The organism is Mesorhizobium sp. BR1-1-2 (assembly GCF_020165435.1).
Lineage (GTDB): Bacteria > Pseudomonadota > Alphaproteobacteria > Rhizobiales > Rhizobiaceae > Mesorhizobium.
On record NZ_JAIUID010000005.1, the window covers coordinates 367,186 to 384,102 of the forward strand.

At 60.0% G+C, this 16,917-nt stretch carries 15 protein-coding genes, 1 tRNA gene and 2 pseudogenes; 6 read left to right on the plus strand and 12 right to left on the minus strand.

The window, feature by feature from the left end; translation table 11 throughout:
* Nucleotides 1–230: 230 nt before the first annotated feature.
* Together LB551_RS14325 and LB551_RS14330 are read right to left on the minus strand one after the other, a co-directional pair.
* Nucleotides 231–692 (minus strand): hypothetical protein, encoded by a 462-nt coding sequence (locus LB551_RS14325; RefSeq protein WP_224659579.1) that lies wholly within the window; start codon nucleotides 690–692, stop codon nucleotides 231–233.
* A 67-nt stretch (nucleotides 693–759) separates the two neighbouring features.
* Complete coding sequence (locus LB551_RS14330) at nucleotides 760–1,638, minus strand: hypothetical protein (RefSeq protein WP_224659580.1); 879 nt, start codon at nucleotides 1,636–1,638, stop codon at nucleotides 760–762.
* A gap of 177 nt (nucleotides 1,639–1,815) precedes the next feature.
* Between LB551_RS14330 and LB551_RS14335 the strand changes: the two genes are divergently transcribed.
* Entirely contained in the window at nucleotides 1,816–2,022 is a 207-nt protein-coding gene (locus tag LB551_RS14335) for a helix-turn-helix domain-containing protein (RefSeq protein WP_224659581.1), read from the plus strand.
* On the opposite strand, the pseudogene tnpB reads toward LB551_RS14335, so the two are convergent.
* The 5 genes and pseudogenes from tnpB to LB551_RS14360 all read right to left on the minus strand — a co-directional run.
* Nucleotides 2,008–2,253 (minus strand): annotated as a pseudogene (gene tnpB, locus LB551_RS14340) (IS66 family insertion sequence element accessory protein TnpB); the annotation flags it as partial. The gene LB551_RS14335 and the pseudogene tnpB overlap by 15 nt on opposite strands.
* Before the next feature lie 292 nt (nucleotides 2,254–2,545).
* A complete protein-coding gene (locus tag LB551_RS14345) occupies nucleotides 2,546–3,985 on the minus strand; it encodes a hypothetical protein (RefSeq protein ID WP_224659583.1) in 1,440 nt (479 codons plus the stop codon).
* On the minus strand, nucleotides 3,978–4,442 hold the full coding sequence (locus LB551_RS14350; protein ID WP_224659584.1) for a DUF5681 domain-containing protein: 465 nt from the start codon (nucleotides 4,440–4,442) through the stop codon (nucleotides 3,978–3,980). The genes LB551_RS14345 and LB551_RS14350 overlap by 8 nt, the downstream gene beginning before the upstream one ends.
* Nucleotides 4,439–5,779, minus strand: a complete 1,341-nt coding sequence (locus tag LB551_RS14355; RefSeq protein ID WP_224659585.1) for a DNA modification methylase — start codon at nucleotides 5,777–5,779, stop codon at nucleotides 4,439–4,441. Before LB551_RS14355 ends, LB551_RS14350 begins: the two co-directional genes overlap by 4 nt.
* Complete coding sequence (locus LB551_RS14360; RefSeq protein WP_224659586.1) at nucleotides 5,776–6,663, minus strand: hypothetical protein; 888 nt, start codon at nucleotides 6,661–6,663, stop codon at nucleotides 5,776–5,778. The genes LB551_RS14355 and LB551_RS14360 overlap by 4 nt, the downstream gene beginning before the upstream one ends.
* 391 nt (nucleotides 6,664–7,054) lie before the next feature.
* Between LB551_RS14360 and LB551_RS14365 the strand changes: the two are divergent.
* Nucleotides 7,055–7,743, plus strand: a pseudogene (locus tag LB551_RS14365) (integrase core domain-containing protein); the annotation flags it as partial.
* A 37-nt stretch (nucleotides 7,744–7,780) separates the two neighbouring features.
* Here LB551_RS14365 and LB551_RS14370 read toward each other — a convergent pair.
* Nucleotides 7,781–7,855 (minus strand) — tRNA-Gln (locus tag LB551_RS14370).
* Between the two features lie 125 nt (nucleotides 7,856–7,980).
* Nucleotides 7,981–8,325 carry a VOC family protein gene (locus LB551_RS14375; protein ID WP_224659587.1) on the minus strand — a complete coding sequence of 115 codons (345 nt, stop codon included), beginning with the start codon at nucleotides 8,323–8,325 and terminating at the stop codon, nucleotides 7,981–7,983.
* 213 nt (nucleotides 8,326–8,538) lie between these two features.
* Between LB551_RS14375 and ppdK the strand changes: the two genes are divergently transcribed.
* Together ppdK and LB551_RS14385 are read left to right on the plus strand one after the other, a co-directional pair.
* Entirely contained in the window at nucleotides 8,539–11,217 is a 2,679-nt protein-coding gene (gene ppdK / locus LB551_RS14380; RefSeq protein WP_224659588.1) for a pyruvate, phosphate dikinase, read from the plus strand.
* A 142-nt stretch (nucleotides 11,218–11,359) separates the two neighbouring features.
* Nucleotides 11,360–12,100 (plus strand): polysaccharide deacetylase family protein, encoded by a 741-nt coding sequence (locus tag LB551_RS14385; protein WP_224659589.1) that lies wholly within the window; start codon nucleotides 11,360–11,362, stop codon nucleotides 12,098–12,100.
* Between the two features lie 38 nt (nucleotides 12,101–12,138).
* On the opposite strand, the gene LB551_RS14390 is transcribed toward LB551_RS14385, so the two are convergent.
* Together LB551_RS14390 and LB551_RS14395 are read right to left on the minus strand one after the other, a co-directional pair.
* Entirely contained in the window at nucleotides 12,139–12,528 is a 390-nt protein-coding gene (locus LB551_RS14390) for a DUF427 domain-containing protein (RefSeq protein WP_140551014.1), read from the minus strand.
* A 140-nt stretch (nucleotides 12,529–12,668) separates the two neighbouring features.
* Nucleotides 12,669–13,025: a hypothetical protein gene (locus LB551_RS14395; RefSeq protein WP_140551013.1), complete on the minus strand. Its 357-nt coding sequence runs from the start codon at nucleotides 13,023–13,025 to the stop codon at nucleotides 12,669–12,671.
* Nucleotides 13,026–13,327: 302 nt separating this feature from the next.
* Between LB551_RS14395 and LB551_RS14400 the strand changes: the two genes are divergently transcribed.
* Nucleotides 13,328–14,956, plus strand: a complete 1,629-nt coding sequence (locus LB551_RS14400; protein ID WP_224659590.1) for a fatty-acid--CoA ligase — start codon at nucleotides 13,328–13,330, stop codon at nucleotides 14,954–14,956.
* Nucleotides 14,957–15,134: 178 nt separating this feature from the next.
* Nucleotides 15,135–15,920, plus strand: coding sequence for a DUF1499 domain-containing protein (locus LB551_RS14405; RefSeq protein ID WP_224659591.1), 786 nt, complete (start codon nucleotides 15,135–15,137; stop codon nucleotides 15,918–15,920).
* A gap of 19 nt (nucleotides 15,921–15,939) precedes the next feature.
* Here the strand turns inward: LB551_RS14405 and LB551_RS14410 are convergent, their stop codons facing one another.
* Nucleotides 15,940–16,848, minus strand: coding sequence for an MBL fold metallo-hydrolase (locus LB551_RS14410; RefSeq protein ID WP_224659592.1), 909 nt, complete (start codon nucleotides 16,846–16,848; stop codon nucleotides 15,940–15,942).
* Between the last annotated feature and the right edge of the window lie 69 nt (nucleotides 16,849–16,917).

Genomic DNA, 16,917 nt, shown 5'->3' on the forward strand with positions numbered 1-16,917 from the left:
GCTCCATCTTAGAGAGGGGTGCGATGACAGAGCCTGCTTTGACGTCGGAAGCAGGTTGGTTGCGCTTTTCGTCATGTGCAGGTCTCTGAGTGAAGTCGTGACACCAATGCTTCCTTTGCAGGGCAAGTCCAGCTCAAAGAGAGGGCGAGGAAATAAGAACGGGCCGATCAGCATACCTTTCGGAAGCGGGTGATATCACTGCAGAGAACTCATGCTTATTTGACTGGCGGTCATGATCGCCGAAGTTTTGGAACGCGACTTTGCCCAACGGGTACGTAGTGACTATCGCTTTTCAAATCAACACGATGTTCGGAAATCTCAAACATCGATCGAACCAGAGCGAGCCGCGAAGGCGTCAAGATTCTGCGATCGCAATAGAGTGTGAAGCCGTTTTGAGCCGGATAAAAGACCAGTCTGCCGCGCGGCCAATCCTCATATTCCGTGGCAAGTAGGCTGCCGCTTAAGTTTCTGGCGCGAAGCCAGGCCGGTCCACGCGCCTGCATATCGTTCCAAAAATCGTAGTGACCACCAGAATGGGTGAGGGCCTCTCCATAGACGTCTGCTGTGGCAAGCTCGATGCAGTCTCCAAGGATCGCATCTTGTCCATTCCGATCGGGAATGATCCAAAAGAACCCAACTTTGCCGGCAGGCAGGCCTTCTGGGATCTCACTATCGGCATTGCTCGGCTCCATGCATACTCCTTGGCAGACGTCTTTAATGTGATCCGCGCATCAAGAGATCGAGCGACTCATCTCACGGTCACGGCTCCAGGTTCACCATGAGCTGACCGTCATCCATCATCTTGACGCTGTAATCGATATTTCTGTCGCCAAGCAGGCCTTGCGACCGCAGCATAAGAACAGCCATCTGATTGTTCGGCTGCGCGTTGTCCGGTGTGTCAATAGCTGCTGTGACGATCGCCGAGCAGGAGTAGCCGTTTAGCAGCTCCCCTTCGGTGCGCGCCGCCTTGACAGTATAACTCAGCTTGGGTCTTCCAACGGTCGCAAATGCGAGCAACTGCTCACCGTCAAGCGGCGTTGAGGCAAGCAGATCTGATACGGTGTCCTTCACCTCAGGTGAGCTGCATCGGGGAACCAGGCTGCTGACCTGTTCATCGTCTGCTGATCGTGTGGATTCTTCTTGCTGCGCTGACGTGCTGGCTTCCTCGGGGGGAGCCGAGCCTAAATTGTCCGGCGAGGTGGACGGATCTTCCGGCCTCGTCTCTTCGACGCCGACAAACACCTCAAAGCCGAAATGCCCATTTGCGCATTGGCTGTCGAACGAGATGAGTGCGGCAGGACCGTCAGGGTTCGCGCTCTTGTAGATGACAGAGCATTCCAGGTCGGGATCAAACGGATTGTTGGGCAGGCACAATCTCTCCAGACCCACAGAATTGAGCCGTACCTCCCAACTGGACTTTACCTCCCGATTGTTCAGCCGATCCTCATAGACCGCGACCCCGCCCGGCGCCAGCGACACCCGCATGTTGCCAAAATCCAGAGCAGGGTGCCGGGAAGTCCATTTCGAGATCTCGAAAACGGGCGCCCATTTGCCGGTCAAAAAGAAGTCGAGCTGTACGCAATTCTCATCGGCGCGAGCGACCGCCGGCGCCGACGCGAGAATGGTGGCGACGCCCAACAGTAAGGTTCGACCTCGGCTTCTTACGGGCATTGGCTACCTCCTCCATAATTGCCGGCTCATAGTCTGAGCACGGCTTTTCCCACGGTAGCAAAGCGCTCGCTTCCAAACGTAAGTCAAGCAAAATGTCACTCATCGTCTGTAGACTGATAGAGTGCGAGCAAGAATGTCAGCTGTGTGGACATTCGCAAACGCCTCGGTCTGAACCTACGACGGCTGCGCTTGGCAAAAGGCCTTTCCCAGGAGGCTTTTGCCGATGACGTCGGCATCCATCGCACCTATGTGAGTGACCTTGAGCGCGGCAGGCGGAACCCGACGATTACCATCGTCGAAAAGTTGGCGATGTTTCTGGCCGTTAAGCCGGGCGAGTTACTCGACGACTAGACTAGCAGCGACACTGTTCCATCGCATTCCCGAACACCGAAATGCCGGCAAAGCCGCCGCATGCACGAACTCGCAGCGGAACTCGCCATCATCCAACCACTTCGCATAGATGCAGACGCCGGTGCCGGCCCAGAAGATCAGCTTAATTCGATCCGTCTGTTTCGCCCGAAACACATAGACGGCGCCACTGAACGGATCGGCGCCCATCGTCTCGCGCACCAACGCCGCGAGCCCCTCCGCACCCTAGCGGAAGTCCACCGGCTTCGTCGCCACCATGACCTTGACGGCGCCCGTCGGCCCGATCACAACGTTGCCTTCAGCGCACGGATGACCGCCGCAAACGGCCGGGCGTCGGCTCCCGGCCGACCGGCATGGCGATGCCGTCGATCTCAAACCGATATGGGCAAGACCAATCTCGCCAGCGAGGCGGCATCCTTCGTTGGGAAGAGGACGCGGCCGGGTAATGGGGATCCCTGCCCCGCGGCGGCGCGTTAACTGCGGCCTCCCGCCTTCTGGTCTGTTATTAGGTCTTTGGCCTATAGCGATCTAGCCGGTTGGGTCGAGGCGAAAGTCGGCGAAACACGGGGTCAGGCACGCCGCTAACTTCTGATCCGGTCAGCCACTGCAGATATTGGGTGAGCGCGTCGACTTGATCGTCATTTGATCCGTATGGAAAGGCGGTCAGTTCATCCAGGAAGGCATCAATGCCAGGGAGGCCTTCGGCGATGTGGATGTATTGTGCCGTAATCTTGTCCATTACGGCGTCAAGGCGTTGGGTTTTCGATAGGCCGCCGGGGCTCATTTCCAAAACGTTTGCCCCCTTTGCTCTGAGTTCGGCAGCCAGAGAAATGCCTGTCGATGTCATCTCCACCAGGTGACGTGCCGGTTGATATCGATCGTTTAGCGCAAGAGCCTGAGCCTTGAGCGAGAGATAGTCGAGTCGGGTTCGGCTGATGTGTTTCAGGTAGCTCACTTTACCGTGCTTCTGGAACACGAGGCACACGGAGTAGGACGAGCCAGGATTGGTGCTTGATGCGCAGTCCCAAGAAAAAATCGTCTCTCCGCCACTAGGCGGATTTGCGGTCACAGGAAAATGCACCGCTTTCAGAACACCAGATTCGCGTGCGGTCGGCCGTTGTTGATACTGGGTCGCGTACACATAGGGGGCCAGCGTATCGATTTCTCTGGCGATGATGGCGGGCGTATATCGGCTCGGCTGCAGGACGTCGCCTTTCTTTCGACGAAATTTGACTTGGCCACGTTCAATGAACTCGTCATCCTCCGCCCTAAATGGCAATTTGAGATGCTCGAAACCCCGTGTCAACAAATAGCCAGGCAAGTCACCCGTATGGACCCGGTGCCCGATTGAGACCACTGACTTCCAGGCCGGATTGTTCCCGCGGGTCGAGAAGACGGCCTCGAAGGCGTTGATGACTGTGTCACGGGAAGCTTGGGACTCGGCCTCTTGCGCCGACAACGCGTCGTCGATCAAAAGAAGGTCGGCGCCTCGTCCGGTCATTCTGGTCTCGAAGCTGCCGGCCAGCAGACCTCCGCCGGCTTTAGTGCGAAAGTCCATAGTGGCTTGTCTCTCGTCGCTGATCTGCAATCCGGGAAAGATTTCCGCGTAAGCCTTGGTCCGCATCATCGCTACGCATTTTGCAGCCAGGTCTCTCGAAAGGCTTTGAGAGTGGGTGACCAGCATTACTTCTCGATTCGGAAATCTCCCTAGATACCAGGCGATCGTTGCGATCGCAGTGTAGGATTTCAGGTGCCGCGGGGGCAGGTTGATGACGAGGTTGCCATCCGTTCGGCGCAATACCGTGTCTTCAACATGCTGCGCCATAAGATCGATGTAGGGGAAATGCTCATAGCCCGGCACGGAAAGTCGCAGCATCCGTTCGTTGAACGCCCAAAGATGTAGTCGGTACAGCGCAAGAAAGATTTCTCGAGAGGGCTCAGTCATTCTTTTCTCCCTCATTTGCAGGCTCTGTTTGGTCGTCTTCGGCCATTGACGGCTCACTTTGGTTTTGCTCTGTGGCGAGACCTAATCTCTGTGCGAAGAAGCGCTCCAAGATCTCCGCTTCTTCCGCGGAAACGGGTGCTGACGCCGCAGGCTTCGAAGCTTCGGGAATGCGGAATTGGTCAGGCACGAGGCTCATCAAAATTTGGATCATCTTGACGTTTTTCGCCAACGCGCCGGCGACAATCGTTTTCGCTATCGCATCCCTTTTTGTGAGGACCTGCTCCTGCCCGTTCTCACGCACTGTGATGGGCTGCCTAAGCTCTGTCAGGACCGCAAGTCCAATGTTCTCGGTACGTTTGCGTCGCCCCCTCGGATTGCCCGACTGTCCCGGTTTGAACCGAGACTTTTTCGGGGGCTTGCCGTAACCGACTTTCTCCTCTTCGTCGTCAGTGCTCATTGTGGAGCCTCCGGCGACATTTTGGACGTCTTGGCTGCAGGAGCAGCTTGGGCTTCGTCGAACCCTAGACCGTCAGACAGCCGAACGGCTGAAAGGCCGGTCTCTGCCTGCCATCGGCGGATAGCCAGATCGACGAAACGCGGCTCGATCTCCACCCCGAAGCAAATCCGCCTGGATCGTTCGGCCGCTAGCAGCGTCGTTCCGGACCCCAAAAATGGGTCGAAAACGATGTCGCCAGGTTTGCTGGAATCGCGCAGCGCATCCGCAACCATTGCCGACGGTTTGACGGTCGGATGCTGGCTCAGCAGGTGGCGTTCCGGGCCCATGACATTGACGCCGCGGTATTGCCAAACGTTCGAGCGCGACCTGCCGTGCTTGCCTAACTCCACGTTGTTGCGGTATTTTTCGCCAGTCCGTTTGAATATCGCAACAAGCTCATGCTGGGAGCGCAGAAACGATCCCATGCCAGGATTGGTCTTTACCCAGACGGCGAGGTTTACGAGTTCGAGACCGAGTGCCTCCGCGGCTTTGACCAAATCGGCAATGTGTCGCCAGTCCATGCAAACATAGGCCAGCCCGCCCTCTGTTAGCTGTCCAAAGATTGCAGTCAGAACAGCCCTCAAAAATGCCCCGAACTGCTCCGGTGACATTTCTCCAGAGGCCATCGCAAACTCCTGATGGCTTGCCTTGCCCAGACCCGACACGAATCCTTCTATCGGAACGTTGTATGGCGCATCGGCGAAGGAGACGGACGCCGATAGCCCGTCAAAAAGTCGTTGCAGCAGGTCCTCGTCACGGCAGTCGCCGCAAGCCAGGCGATGGGTAGAGGCGCCATTGGCAAGAATCCAGATGTCGCCGACTTTCGAGACAGGCTTCTCAACCAACAAGCGTGCGTCGAGTTCTTCTACGTCGCCGGGGGCATCTATATCCATCTCGATCGTGTTTTCGATTTGGAGGGTATCGAAGCCCGTCAGGTCAAGTTCGTAGCCAATCTCCAGCAGGTGTCGAAGCTCTCTGGCCAGCGCCTTCTTGTCCCACATTCCATCTTCGCCAAGCCGATTCAGCGCGAGCCTTACGGCTCGCCGGTCTGCTTCCGGCAGATGCGATATGTCGATGGTCAGCACATGGGTCAGACCCGCCTTTTGAGCTGCTGCGAGCCTCGCATGACCATCGACGACATAACCGCCGCCTTCGATAATGATGGGAATGATTTGGCCATATCTTTCGATATGTATGACCAGTTTGCGAATTTTTCCCAGGTTGTGATTGCGGACGGCATAGGGCGAAACCCTCACTTCCGAAATGGGAGTGAGATGCATCTGGAGATGATTTTTCATTTAGCCACTCCCAGCTGGGTGCGGCTCTCGTTGCGAGAACCAAGAGCCTGCACGAAGACTCCAGCTTGGAAGCCAGGTTTATTACCCGTGCAGCGCGGCCCTTGAGCTTCGGGCAACTCAAACCTGATTTGACGTTCGAGTGCTGCCAGCCGTGGAGTTATGTCCTCTACGACGCCGACGTACCAATCCTCGACCTGGTCGATGATCGACAGGATCCATCGAGTTTGGCTTCCGACGGTTCTTTCAATTTGGAAACAGGCGGTAAACGGGAAGGGACCCTTATACCCGTGTAAAGGCCCCCAATGACCTTGGTAGGGACCGCCTACGGTCGTGAAGTCGATGTCCAGAAAATCGAGCAGAGAATCGCCGTCATCGTTGTCGTACAATTTGTGGCCGAAGACCTGCCAGAGACACAGGCTGGCTTCGAAGAACGTCAGGTCCTGGCGACAGCGCCACCATGCATCTTCCCTCTGCCAGAGATCCCACATCACATCTTGGTCGATTGGAAATGGCCTCCTTACGCCGAGACGCACTAGCTCCAGCCCGTCTAAGCCAGCATTGGGTGGTTTCTGGCGAGAGGGCCGACGGGGTAATGCTAGTCGCGCCAGTTCCGAGATCGGGACGAGCCCGAGTTTGACTCTCCTTGAATGATGCAGAGGATGGGATGCGACCAGTGCGTGGGTGACGCTGGCGTCGTGGGCTAATCGGAGGGAAGATTGAAATCCGATCGCTTCAATATCACCCTCGACCACAATCGGAACAAGGCTGACATTTCGAGTCCATGAACGTGGTCTGTAGCGCTGGGCCTGAGCGAAGCCGCTATTCCTCGGCGCCGCATTCGGGTGCTTAATACGAAAACGGTCAATTCTAAGTTGAATTTTCATTGCGGGATTCCTCATGTCTGCGCACGGGAATCCCGGAATGGGGTCCATGCCCTCCTTATAGGGTTGGCGCCGGAGATTGTCCGCCCCACAACTAGAATGGACGGAACAAAATTGCCGTGGTCATTGCGATTTTTCGGCTATGTTGCGTATTTGTCACATTTTTTTGAACTTGGAGTGGCCAAACCGAAAAGTAACGCAGGGAGCGGGTCGATAGGAAAGGGCAGTACATGATGATCGGTCATACATCTTAAGGTTGTACGCCTTGCAATATTTGCAGTCTCGACATAGCCGCTCTGCATCGGCTTTCCGGCGCGATGAAGTGCCACTCGACGCGATGACCCTTCGACCCGGCGAACGAGAGCCTGTTTTTCGGCCTCGAGCACGCCCGAAGCGTAACAGGGCGACGGGAACACCGCTTTCAAACGGCTACCGCCCCAACGATCTTTGGTGCGCCGACTACAAGGGCGAGTTCATGCTTGGCGATCGGCGCTATTGCTTATCCGCTGACGATCACCGACTTCGCCAGTCGCTACCTCATCGCCTGGGAGGCGCTGTCGACCACCAAGGAAGCCTATGCCTTCACCGTTCGAAAGCGGTTTCAAGGAGTTCGGCCTGTCCAGCGCGATCAGGACCGACAATGGCGTTCCCTTCGCCAGCCCCAATGCGCTGTTCAACCTCAGCAAGCCGTCGGTCTGGTAGCTGCGCCTGGGCATCGACATCGAGCGCATCAAGCCGGGCTGCCGGCAGCAGAACGGACGCCATGAGCGCATGCACCTCACCCTGAAGAAGGAAACCACCAAACCGCCAGGCGCCAATTTCCTTCAGCAGCAGGCCAGGTTCGACGACTTCATCGACGAGTTCAATTCAGAACGGCCGCATCAGGCGCTCGGCATGGACTGTCCAGCCGACCTCAGCCTGGTCTTCGCCGGCCAGACCGTCGGCATCAAACAGGTCGAGGACCATATCTGGCTGGCCAGCTTCATGGACTATGATCTGGGATATTTTGACGATGAGACATGCAGGCGCGAACCACTCCAAAACCCCTTCGGCCCAAAAGTGTTACCCATGTCTCCGGTATAAACCGTAACCTATGTGTCCGGAACGGACCCTGTGCGCTTGGCTGGGGCGCCAGGATTCGAACCTGGGAATGTCGGTACCAAAAACCGATGCCTTACCACTTGGCGACGCCCCAGCAGCTGACATGCGTCGACTGCGCGCGGCCTTATAGGCTGTGCCGATGGAAAGCTCAATGCTGGAGATTGCGACATTCCGGTTGATCCACGGTTCCGTTGGCGACGGCCGCACCGGTCGCGCCGCCTATTCTCCCCACTCTGTCATCTCGTTTCCGGCCGGATCGGCAAAGTGGAACCGCCTGCCGCCGGGAAACGAAAAGATCGGTTTGACGATCGTGCCGCCGGCATTCTCGACCGCTGCCAGCGTCTCTTCCAGATCCTGGGAGTAAAGCACCGGCAACGGCTTGGCGGTGGCGTCGCCGCTGTCGGCCTGAAAACCGCCGTCCAGGCCCTCGCTAAAGGCCGAATAGGTCGGCCCATAGTCGGTGAACGACCAGGCAAAGGCGGCGCTGTAGAAGGCTTTCACACTGTCCAGCGTCGCGCCGGTTGCCGGCAGTTCCAGATAGTCGAGTTTTCCGGTGAGCTTCATGAGGCACCTCTTCGTTCCCTGTATGTTCTAGCCTCGTGCCGTTGGAGTAGCAAGTCCTTTTGCCGTAGCTTTTGCTTAATCGATTGTAGCGGCCAAACGGCCTTTCCGACGCCTTGCCTTTCGCATTGCAGCATCATATCGCTCCAAAGTCGGGCATGGCGGGACTTTCCGTTTCGTCAATCTTTCCAATCTCCTGCAACCGGAGAGCAAAGCATGACCAAGTGGGTTTTCACCTTTGGCGATGGTGCGGCAGAGGGCCGGGCCGATGACAAGAATCTGTTAGGCGGCAAGGGTGCCAATCTGGCGGAGATGTGCAGTCTTGGCCTGCCGGTACCGCCGGGCTTCACCATCACGTCGGAGGTTTGCAACGCCTACTATGCCAATGGCCGTGCCTATCCGGCAGGGCTTGAAGCTGACGTCGCCGTGGCGCTGGACCATATCGGCCGGCTCACCGGCCGCCGTTTTGGCGATCCGTCGAAACTGCTTCTGGTATCGGTCCGCTCCGGGGCCCGCGCCTCGATGCCCGGCATGATGGATACGGTGCTCAATCTCGGCCTCAACGACGAGACCGTCGAGGCGCTGGCCGTCGATTCCGGCGATGCGCGCTTTGCCTATGACAGCTACCGCCGCTTCATCCAGATGTATTCCGATGTCGTCATGGGACTCGACCACGAGGTGTTCGAGGAGATCCTCGAGGACCAGAAGGCCAGCCTCGGCCATGAGCTCGATACCGAACTGACGGCTATCGAGTGGCAGGGCGTCATCGCGCTATACAAGGCCAAGGTCGAAGAGGAACTCGGCAGGCCGTTCCCGCAGGATCCGCACGAACAGCTCTGGGGCGCCATCGGTGCGGTGTTCTCGAGTTGGATGAACAACCGCGCCATCACCTACAGGCGCCTGCACGATATTCCCGAAAGCTGGGGCACGGCGGTCAATGTCCAGGCCATGGTGTTCGGCAACATGGGCGAGACCTCGGCCACCGGCGTCGCCTTCACCCGCAATCCCTCGACCGGCGAAAAGCAGCTCTATGGCGAGTTCCTGGTGAATGCGCAGGGCGAGGACGTTGTCGCCGGCATCCGCACGCCGCAGAACATCACCGAGGCGGCCCGCATCGCCGCCGGCTCCGACAAGCCGTCATTGCAGAAACTGATGCCGGATGCCTTCCAGTCCTTCGTCACCATCTCCGACAGGCTGGAAAAGCACTACCGCGACATGCAGGACCTCGAATTCACCATCGAGCGCGGCAAATTGTGGATGTTGCAGACGCGGTCCGGCAAGCGCACCGCCAAGGCGGCGCTGAAGATTGCCGTCGAGATGGCCAGGGACGGCCTGATCTCGAAAGAGGAGGCGGTCGCCCGCATCGATCCCGCCTCGCTCGACCAGCTCCTGCACCCCACCATCGATCCGAAGGCCGCGCGCGACGTCATCGGTGTCGGCCTGCCGGCTTCGCCCGGCGCCGCCACCGGCGAAATCGTCTTTTCCTCCGCGGACGCCGAGGATTTCAAGGCGCAAGGGCGCAAGGCCATCCTGGTGCGCGTCGAGACCAGTCCGGAGGACATCCACGGCATGCATGCGGCGGAGGGCATCCTGACCACGCGCGGCGGCATGACCAGCCATGCCGCGGTCGTGGCGCGCGGCATGGGCAAGCCGTGCGTCTCGGGCGCCGGTTCGCTGCGCGTCGACTATAAGGCAGCTACGCTGATGTCGATGGGGCAGACCTTCCGCAAGGGCGACATCATCACCATCGACGGCGGCAACGGGCAGGTGCTCAAGGGCGCTGTGGCGATGCTGCAGCCCGAGCTTTCCGGCGATTTCGCGGCCATCATGGAATGGGCGGATGCGGTGCGGCGCATGAAGGTGCGCACCAATGCCGAAACCCCGCTCGACGCGCGCATGGCGCGCTCCTTCGGAGCCGAAGGCATAGGCTTGTGCCGCACCGAACACATGTTCTTCGATGGTGCCCGCATTGTCGCCATGCGCGAGATGATCCTGGCTGACACCGAAAAGGACCGGCGCGCCGCGCTTGCCAAGCTGCTGCCGATGCAGCGAGCGGATTTCCTGGAGTTGTTCGAGATCATGGCCGGGCTGCCGGTGACCATCCGCCTGCTCGATCCGCCTTTGCACGAATTCCTGCCCAAGACCGAGGCTGAGATAGCCGAAGTCGCGGCGGCGATGAATGTTGCGCCGGACAAGCTCAGGCAGCGCACTGAGGCGCTGCACGAATTCAACCCGATGCTCGGCCATCGCGGCTGCCGGCTTGCGGTGTCCTATCCCGAGATCGCCGAGATGCAGGCGCGTGCCATTTTCGAGGCCGCCGTCGAGGCCGGCCGCAAGGCCGGCGCGCTGGTGGTACCCGAGATCATGGTGCCGCTGGTCGGGCTTGTAAAGGAACTCGATTACGTCAAGGCGCGCATCGATGCGGTGGCCAAGAGCGTCATGGACGAAAGCGGCGTCAAGATCGATTACCTGACTGGAACCATGATCGAGCTCCCCCGCGCGGCGATCCGCGCCCATGTCATCGCTGAATCGGCCGAATTCTTCTCATTCGGCACCAACGATCTGACCCAGACGACATTTGGCATCTCGCGCGACGACGCGGCCTCGTTCCTGGAGACCTATCGCCAGAAAGGCATCATCGAACAGGATCCGTTCGTCTCGCTGGACATCCATGGCGTCGGCGAACTGGTGCGCATGGCTGCCGAAAAGGGCAGGGCGACGCGGCCACGGATCAAGCTCGGCATTTGCGGCGAGCATGGCGGCGATCCGGCCTCGATCCGCTTCTGCGAGGAGGTCGGACTGGATTACGTGTCCTGTTCGCCCTACCGCGTGCCGATCGCCAGATTGGCGGCCGCGCAGGCGGCCGTTCAGGCGGCGAAGGCGGGCCGCGGCTGAGCGCTTGCCGCCGGTCGGAACGAGGAACTGCCGCAAGACGGTCAGATTGTCGCGTCTGGTGCTTTTCTGCTATCCAGCTCCCGATTTCCGCCTTCATGCGGGTCTTGGGATGGCCGCTTGAAACGCCGCTTGGAACTGTTTGATGCGCCTGCTGCAAAAAAATCTCTGCGTTGTCGCCATGTCATTGGCCGTGGTGTCCAGCGGCCATGCCGCATCGCTTGTCGAACCCATCCTGCACATCAGGCCGGATGCAGGCGGAGCCGGGCGCGTTGCCTTGACCCTCGACGCCTGCGGCGGACGGACCGACAACCGCATCCTCTCGGCGCTGGTGGAAAACAGGATACCTGCGACCATCTTCGTCACCGGCATCTGGCTGAAGCGGAACGCTGCCGCCGTCGAGATCATGCGGGCGCATCCTGACCTGTTCGAACTGGAAAACCACGGCGGCCATCACATCCCGGCCGTCGACACGCCGCAGAAGATCTATGGCATACGCAGCGCCGGCAGTCCGGAAGCGGTGCTGGCGGAGGTCGAGTCGGGCGCCGTTGCCTTGGCCGGGACGGGCGAGCCGGCGCCGAAATGGTTTCGTGGCGCGACCGCGGAGTATAGTCCGTCGGCGATCGCCATGATCCGCAAGCTGGGCTTTAAGATCGCCGGCTTCTCGATCAATGGCGACGGCGGTTCGCTGCTCGGCGCCAGGGAAACGACAAGGCGCATAGAAGCGGCCAAGGACGGCGACGTCATCATCGCCCATATCAACCAGCCGACCCATGCAGCCGGGGAAGGCGTCGTGGAGGGCTTGCTGGCGCTTAAACAAAAGGGGCTGACCTTCGTGCGGCTCGACGATGCCGACGGCCTCGGCAACAACGGCACCACCGACTGATCCGCAGGACGGCACGTCCGGCCTCCTCCTTGGTCCGTTCAGCCTGGCTTGGCTTCGATGCTGACCTTGCTTGCGTAGAACGCCCCGTGGTTGCGAATTTCAGCCATTTCGTCGAAAGGCTGCTCATAGGCCCACATCGCATCCTTGCCTGCCTCGCCGGCAGGCAGCACGCTCCAGTAGCTTGCGTCGCCCTTGTAGGGACAATGGGTGGAGGATTGCGTGCCGCTCAGCTTGCTGAAATCGATGTCTGCGAACGGGATGTAGAAGGCGGCCGGGTAGGGCGCTTCCGTAAGCACCTTGGCGTTCGTCGATGAGGCGATAACCGTGTCGCCTGCACGCACGGTGACGGTGCCCTTATACGGTTCGACGGTGATGACCTTATCGGGATTGCGCCGGAAGCCGGGTGCCGGGTTGGCGATCTTGTCCATGCTGTTTCTCCTCGTCTCAGCTTTAAGTGTGTCGACGAGGTTGTTTGCGCAAGGCCGACGGTCGCCGGCAATCCGCAATCGATCTCCAGCCGTGGGCGCTGCCGACGGTATTTTTTAGCGATGACCTTGTCCGGCGAGGCTCAGGCCGCGGTTCTGAATGCGTCCATCAGGCCGGCATAGGCGGCAGCGATACCGGCCACCGGATTACTGCTCCTGGACGCGGTCTCGACTTTCAAGTGACCGCCGCCGGTCGGCAGGGTGAGCAGCAGGAATTGACGATTGCCGCCGTCGCCTACCGATGCCGCGGCGACGTGTTCGCCTTCTCCTTCGCTCTGAACGCACATCTTGAACAGCAGCGTGCCGCCAACCGCTTCGAGCGCACCGCCGACAACTTCAACAAATTCGTCTTCGGAAACAGTCTTTGTGTCCGGCACCAGATCGCCCAGGCTTTCGGCAAGCGTACTTTCCAGTGCCTTATCGTCGAGCTGCGTGTCCATGCGAACCTCTTTCAGTCGCCAATCGCACCCCTTTGCCCATTAACGAAACTTAATGCCGACGATGGCCGGATTGTGGCGGATTGTCCTCTCGGTCGAGTAATTTAGTCTCCTCTGATATAATGGGTTTCAAGCCGCCGGTCCTATTGCATGAGCACCAGGCATTCGGACTCCAAGAAATACGCGATGCGATCGCTTCCCTGCGACCGGCATCCGGATTTCCTTCGCCACCCGGCGGTGGCTGGACAATCCACCGGTTCGCTTCACAATGGGAACAAAAGCGAGAAGCGTAAGGGAGGAAACGAATGCTGGGGCTGATGCAGGAATGGCCGCTTCTTTGCCATAAGCTTATCGACAACGCGGAGCGGCAGCATGGCGGGCGGGAGATCGTATCGCGCTCGATCGAAGGACCGATCGTACGTAGCACCTACGCCGCCATCCATCGTCGCGCCCTGAAGGTCTCGCAGCGCCTGGAGCGTGACGGCTATCGCCTGGGCGACCGCATTGCGACACTGGCCTGGAACACGGCGCGCCACATCGAGGCCTGGTACGGCATCATGGGCATCGGCGCGATCTATCACACGCTCAATCCGCGGCTGTTTCCCGAGCAGATCGTCTGGATCATGAACCATGCCGAAGACAAGGCGGTCTTTGTCGACCTGACTTTCCTCCCTTTGCTCGAGAAGATCGCCGGCGCGGTCAAGTCCCTGAAACAGGTGATCGTGCTGACCGACAGGGCGCATCTGCCGCAGACCACGCTGCCCAACGTCGTTGCCTATGAAGAATGGCTCGACGAGGCCGACGGCGATTTCGCCTGGAAGAGCTTCGACGAAGGCACTGCCGCCGGCATGTGCTATACGTCGGGAACCACGGGCGATCCAAAGGGCGTCGTCTACAGTCATCGCTCGAACGTGCTACACGCCATGATCGCCGCCATGCCCGACGCGATGGGCCTGTCTTCGCGCGACACGATCCTGCCGGTGGTTCCGATGTTCCACGCCAATGCCTGGGGCCTCGGCCAGAGCGCGCCGATGGTCGGCGCTAAGCTGGTCATGCCCGGCTGCAAGATGGACGGCGCCTCGATCTACGAATTGCTCGACACCGAGAAAGTGACCTTCAGTGCAGCCGTGCCGACGGTGTGGATGATGCTGCTGCAATATCTGGAGGAGACCGGCAGGAAGCTTCCCTACCTGAACAAGGTCGTCATCGGCGGCTCGTCATGCCCGCGGATCATCACCAAGAAGTTCCAGGACAATTACGATGTCCAGGTCATCCACGCCTGGGGCATGACCGAAATGTCGCCGCTCGGCACACTGTGTACGCTGAAGCCGGACTATGAAAGCCTTCAGGGCGATGCCCGGCTCGATGTCCAGGGCAAGCAGGGTTACCCGCCCTTCGGCGTCGAGATGAAGGTGACGGACGACGACGGCAACGCTCTGCCTTGGGACGGCAAGACATTCGGGCGGCTGAAGGTGCGCGGCCCGGCGGTGGCCAGTGCGTATTATGGCGGCGCCGGCTCGGAGCAGTTCGACGACGACGGCTGGTTCGATACCGGAGATGTCGCGCACATCGACGCTGGCGGCTATATGCAGATCACCGATCGCGCCAAGGACGTCATCAAGTCCGGCGGCGAATGGATTTCGACCATCGACCTGGAGAATCTGGCCGTCGGCCATCCCGATGTCGCCGAGGCAGCCGCCATTGGCGTCCCTCATTCGAAATGGGGCGAGCGGCCTTTGCTGGTGGTTGTCCGCAAGCCGGGCAAGGAACCGACCAAAACCGATATCCTTGGTTTTCTCGACGGTAAGGTGGCCAAATGGTGGATGCCCGACGACGTCGCTTTCGTCGGCGAAATTCCGCACACCGCCACCGGCAAGATCCAGAAGACCACCTTGCGCCAGCAATTCAGGGACTACCGGTTGCCGACGGATTGACGCGATATTGCGTGTCTCGGTCTGGTGCCGTCGTAAAGGAGAGCGCAGCGCCGCGCACCTTTCCGGCACAACGGGCACTATGGCATTTCCAACTGGCGCATGATCCTTTTCGAAATCGATTCCGATTTTGGTGGCCATGCGCTAAGTCTTCGTTCGGCTTGGGATAACGCAGAGAAACATGGTCAGCATTTCCGAACGGCGAACGTCGAAGGCTGCCGGATGGTCGCGGCGCACGGCTGCTTTTTCGGCGGTGCTTTTGCTGATCGTGTTCGTCGGCCACTATTTCAACCTCGTTGAAACACCGGTGTTCCTGTGGGTGCTGGCTATTGTCGCGCTGTTGGCGGCACTGGCGCTGCTGTTCGCCGGATTTGCCTTCTCGAGGGTGTGGAATTTTGGTGACTACGGCGGCCGCGACATCACCGCCGGCGTTCTGCTGGCAGTGTTGGTGCTGACCCCCTATGGCATCGCCGCCTATTGGGCGACAATCTTTCCGCCGCTCAGGGATATTTCGACCGATTTTGACGAGCCGCCGGCACTCGACGTCACCGGTCGCACGAAGGACATGAATGTGCTCTCGCCGCCGACGCCTGGCGAGCAGCGGTTGCAGACCGACAGCTACCCGCTTGTCACCGCGCGCAGCTACGACCTGCCGTTCGAGACCGTCGTCACTGCCGTTGAAACTGTGCTCGACCGCCGCGATTGGGATCTTACCGGACCCTATCCCGAACTCGCCGGGCAGAGCGAAGTGACGATTACCGCCGTCGCCAGGAGCTTCGTGCTGGGTCTTCCCGCCGACGTGGCGATCCGCATCACGGACGACGGGGATACGGTCATAGTCGACATGCGGTCGGCTTCGCGCTACGGCCGCCACGACCTCGGCGACAACGCTGCGCGCATCACCGACTTCCTGGCGGAATTGGACCAGGAAGTCGCCGGCCAGGTCGGCGCGGCTCCGGCCGAATAGCCTAGCTAGCTGCTGGAACCTATGCGGGCGGCGTGAAAACGCCATCTATGGCCGGCGCGGCATCTGTCGCTACCAGACCGCGGGCCACCAGATCCTCCAGATGGGCAAGCACCGACAATCCGGCGGCGCCATGCAGCCGCGGGTCGGTATCCCTGTAGATCGCCTTGACCATGTCTGCGATCGTGCGGTCGCCGACGCGGATCCGCTCCAATATGGCCCGCTCGCGCATTTTGCGATGGGTCTTCAACCCACGCATGAAGCCTCGCGGTGCCGTCACCGGCCCGCCGTGGCCGGGTAGCAGGAGGCGGTCGCCGCGTTCGATCAGCCGGTCCAGCGAGGCCATGTAGTCTGCCATCGCCCCGTCCGGCGGCGCGACGATGGAGGTCGCCCACGCCATGACATGGTCGGCCGAAAACAGGATGCCGGTACCCTCCAGTGCGAATGCTGCGTGATTGGCGGTATGGCCGGGGGTCAGGACCGTGCGGATCGCCCAGCCGTCGCCGGCGACCAGCCCGCCGTCCGGCAGCGCGACATCGGGAACGAATGCGGTGTCGGCGCTGGCATCGAGCGTATTGATCTCGCCAGTGTGCAATGGCCTTGCCGGCCGGTGCGGCCCCTCAGCCAGCACCTGGGCTCGGGTGTGTTGCTTCAGCCGGGCCGCCAGCGGGGAATGGTCGCGATGCGTGTGGCTGACGAAGATGTGGCTGACCGGCCTGCCGGCGATGACGTCGAGCAAGGTGCGAAGGTGGACTTCCTCATCCGGCCCCGGATCGATCACCGCAAGCGTATCGCGTCCCACGACGTAGCTGTTGGTGCCGTGAAAGGTGAAGGGACTGGGATTCCGGGCCGTGATGCGCTGCACGTCGGGCGCGACGCTGACGCCCTGGCCGTAGCAGGGATTGAAGCTGGTATCGAATTCGAGGGCCATGACGGTGTCGATGCCTGTTGCGGGAACGGCAAAACTGATTGCCGCATAGCACGCAAGCCAATATAGGAA

What these genes read in the sequence shown, in the direction of transcription:
- LB551_RS14325 (WP_224659579.1), bottom strand. Translation starts at nt 692, where the DNA reads ATGGAGCCGAGCAATGCCGATAGTGAGATCCCAGAAGGCCTGCCTGCC.
- LB551_RS14345 (WP_224659583.1), bottom strand. Translation starts at nt 3,985, where the DNA reads ATGACTGAGCCCTCTCGAGAAATCTTTCTTGCGCTGTACCGACTACAT.
- LB551_RS14350 (WP_224659584.1), bottom strand. Translation starts at nt 4,442, where the DNA reads ATGAGCACTGACGACGAAGAGGAGAAAGTCGGTTACGGCAAGCCCCCG.
- LB551_RS14355 (WP_224659585.1), bottom strand. Translation starts at nt 5,779, where the DNA reads ATGAAAAATCATCTCCAGATGCATCTCACTCCCATTTCGGAAGTGAGG.
- LB551_RS14360 (WP_224659586.1), bottom strand. Translation starts at nt 6,663, where the DNA reads ATGAAAATTCAACTTAGAATTGACCGTTTTCGTATTAAGCACCCGAAT.
- LB551_RS14375 (WP_224659587.1), bottom strand. Translation starts at nt 8,325, where the DNA reads ATGAAGCTCACCGGAAAACTCGACTATCTGGAACTGCCGGCAACCGGC.
- ppdK (WP_224659588.1), top strand. Translation starts at nt 8,539, where the DNA reads ATGACCAAGTGGGTTTTCACCTTTGGCGATGGTGCGGCAGAGGGCCGG.
- LB551_RS14385 (WP_224659589.1), top strand. Translation starts at nt 11,360, where the DNA reads ATGCGCCTGCTGCAAAAAAATCTCTGCGTTGTCGCCATGTCATTGGCC.
- LB551_RS14390 (WP_140551014.1), bottom strand. Translation starts at nt 12,528, where the DNA reads ATGGACAAGATCGCCAACCCGGCACCCGGCTTCCGGCGCAATCCCGAT.
- LB551_RS14395 (WP_140551013.1), bottom strand. Translation starts at nt 13,025, where the DNA reads ATGGACACGCAGCTCGACGATAAGGCACTGGAAAGTACGCTTGCCGAA.
- LB551_RS14400 (WP_224659590.1), top strand. Translation starts at nt 13,328, where the DNA reads ATGCTGGGGCTGATGCAGGAATGGCCGCTTCTTTGCCATAAGCTTATC.
- LB551_RS14405 (WP_224659591.1), top strand. Translation starts at nt 15,135, where the DNA reads ATGGTCAGCATTTCCGAACGGCGAACGTCGAAGGCTGCCGGATGGTCG.
- LB551_RS14410 (WP_224659592.1), bottom strand. Translation starts at nt 16,848, where the DNA reads ATGGCCCTCGAATTCGATACCAGCTTCAATCCCTGCTACGGCCAGGGC.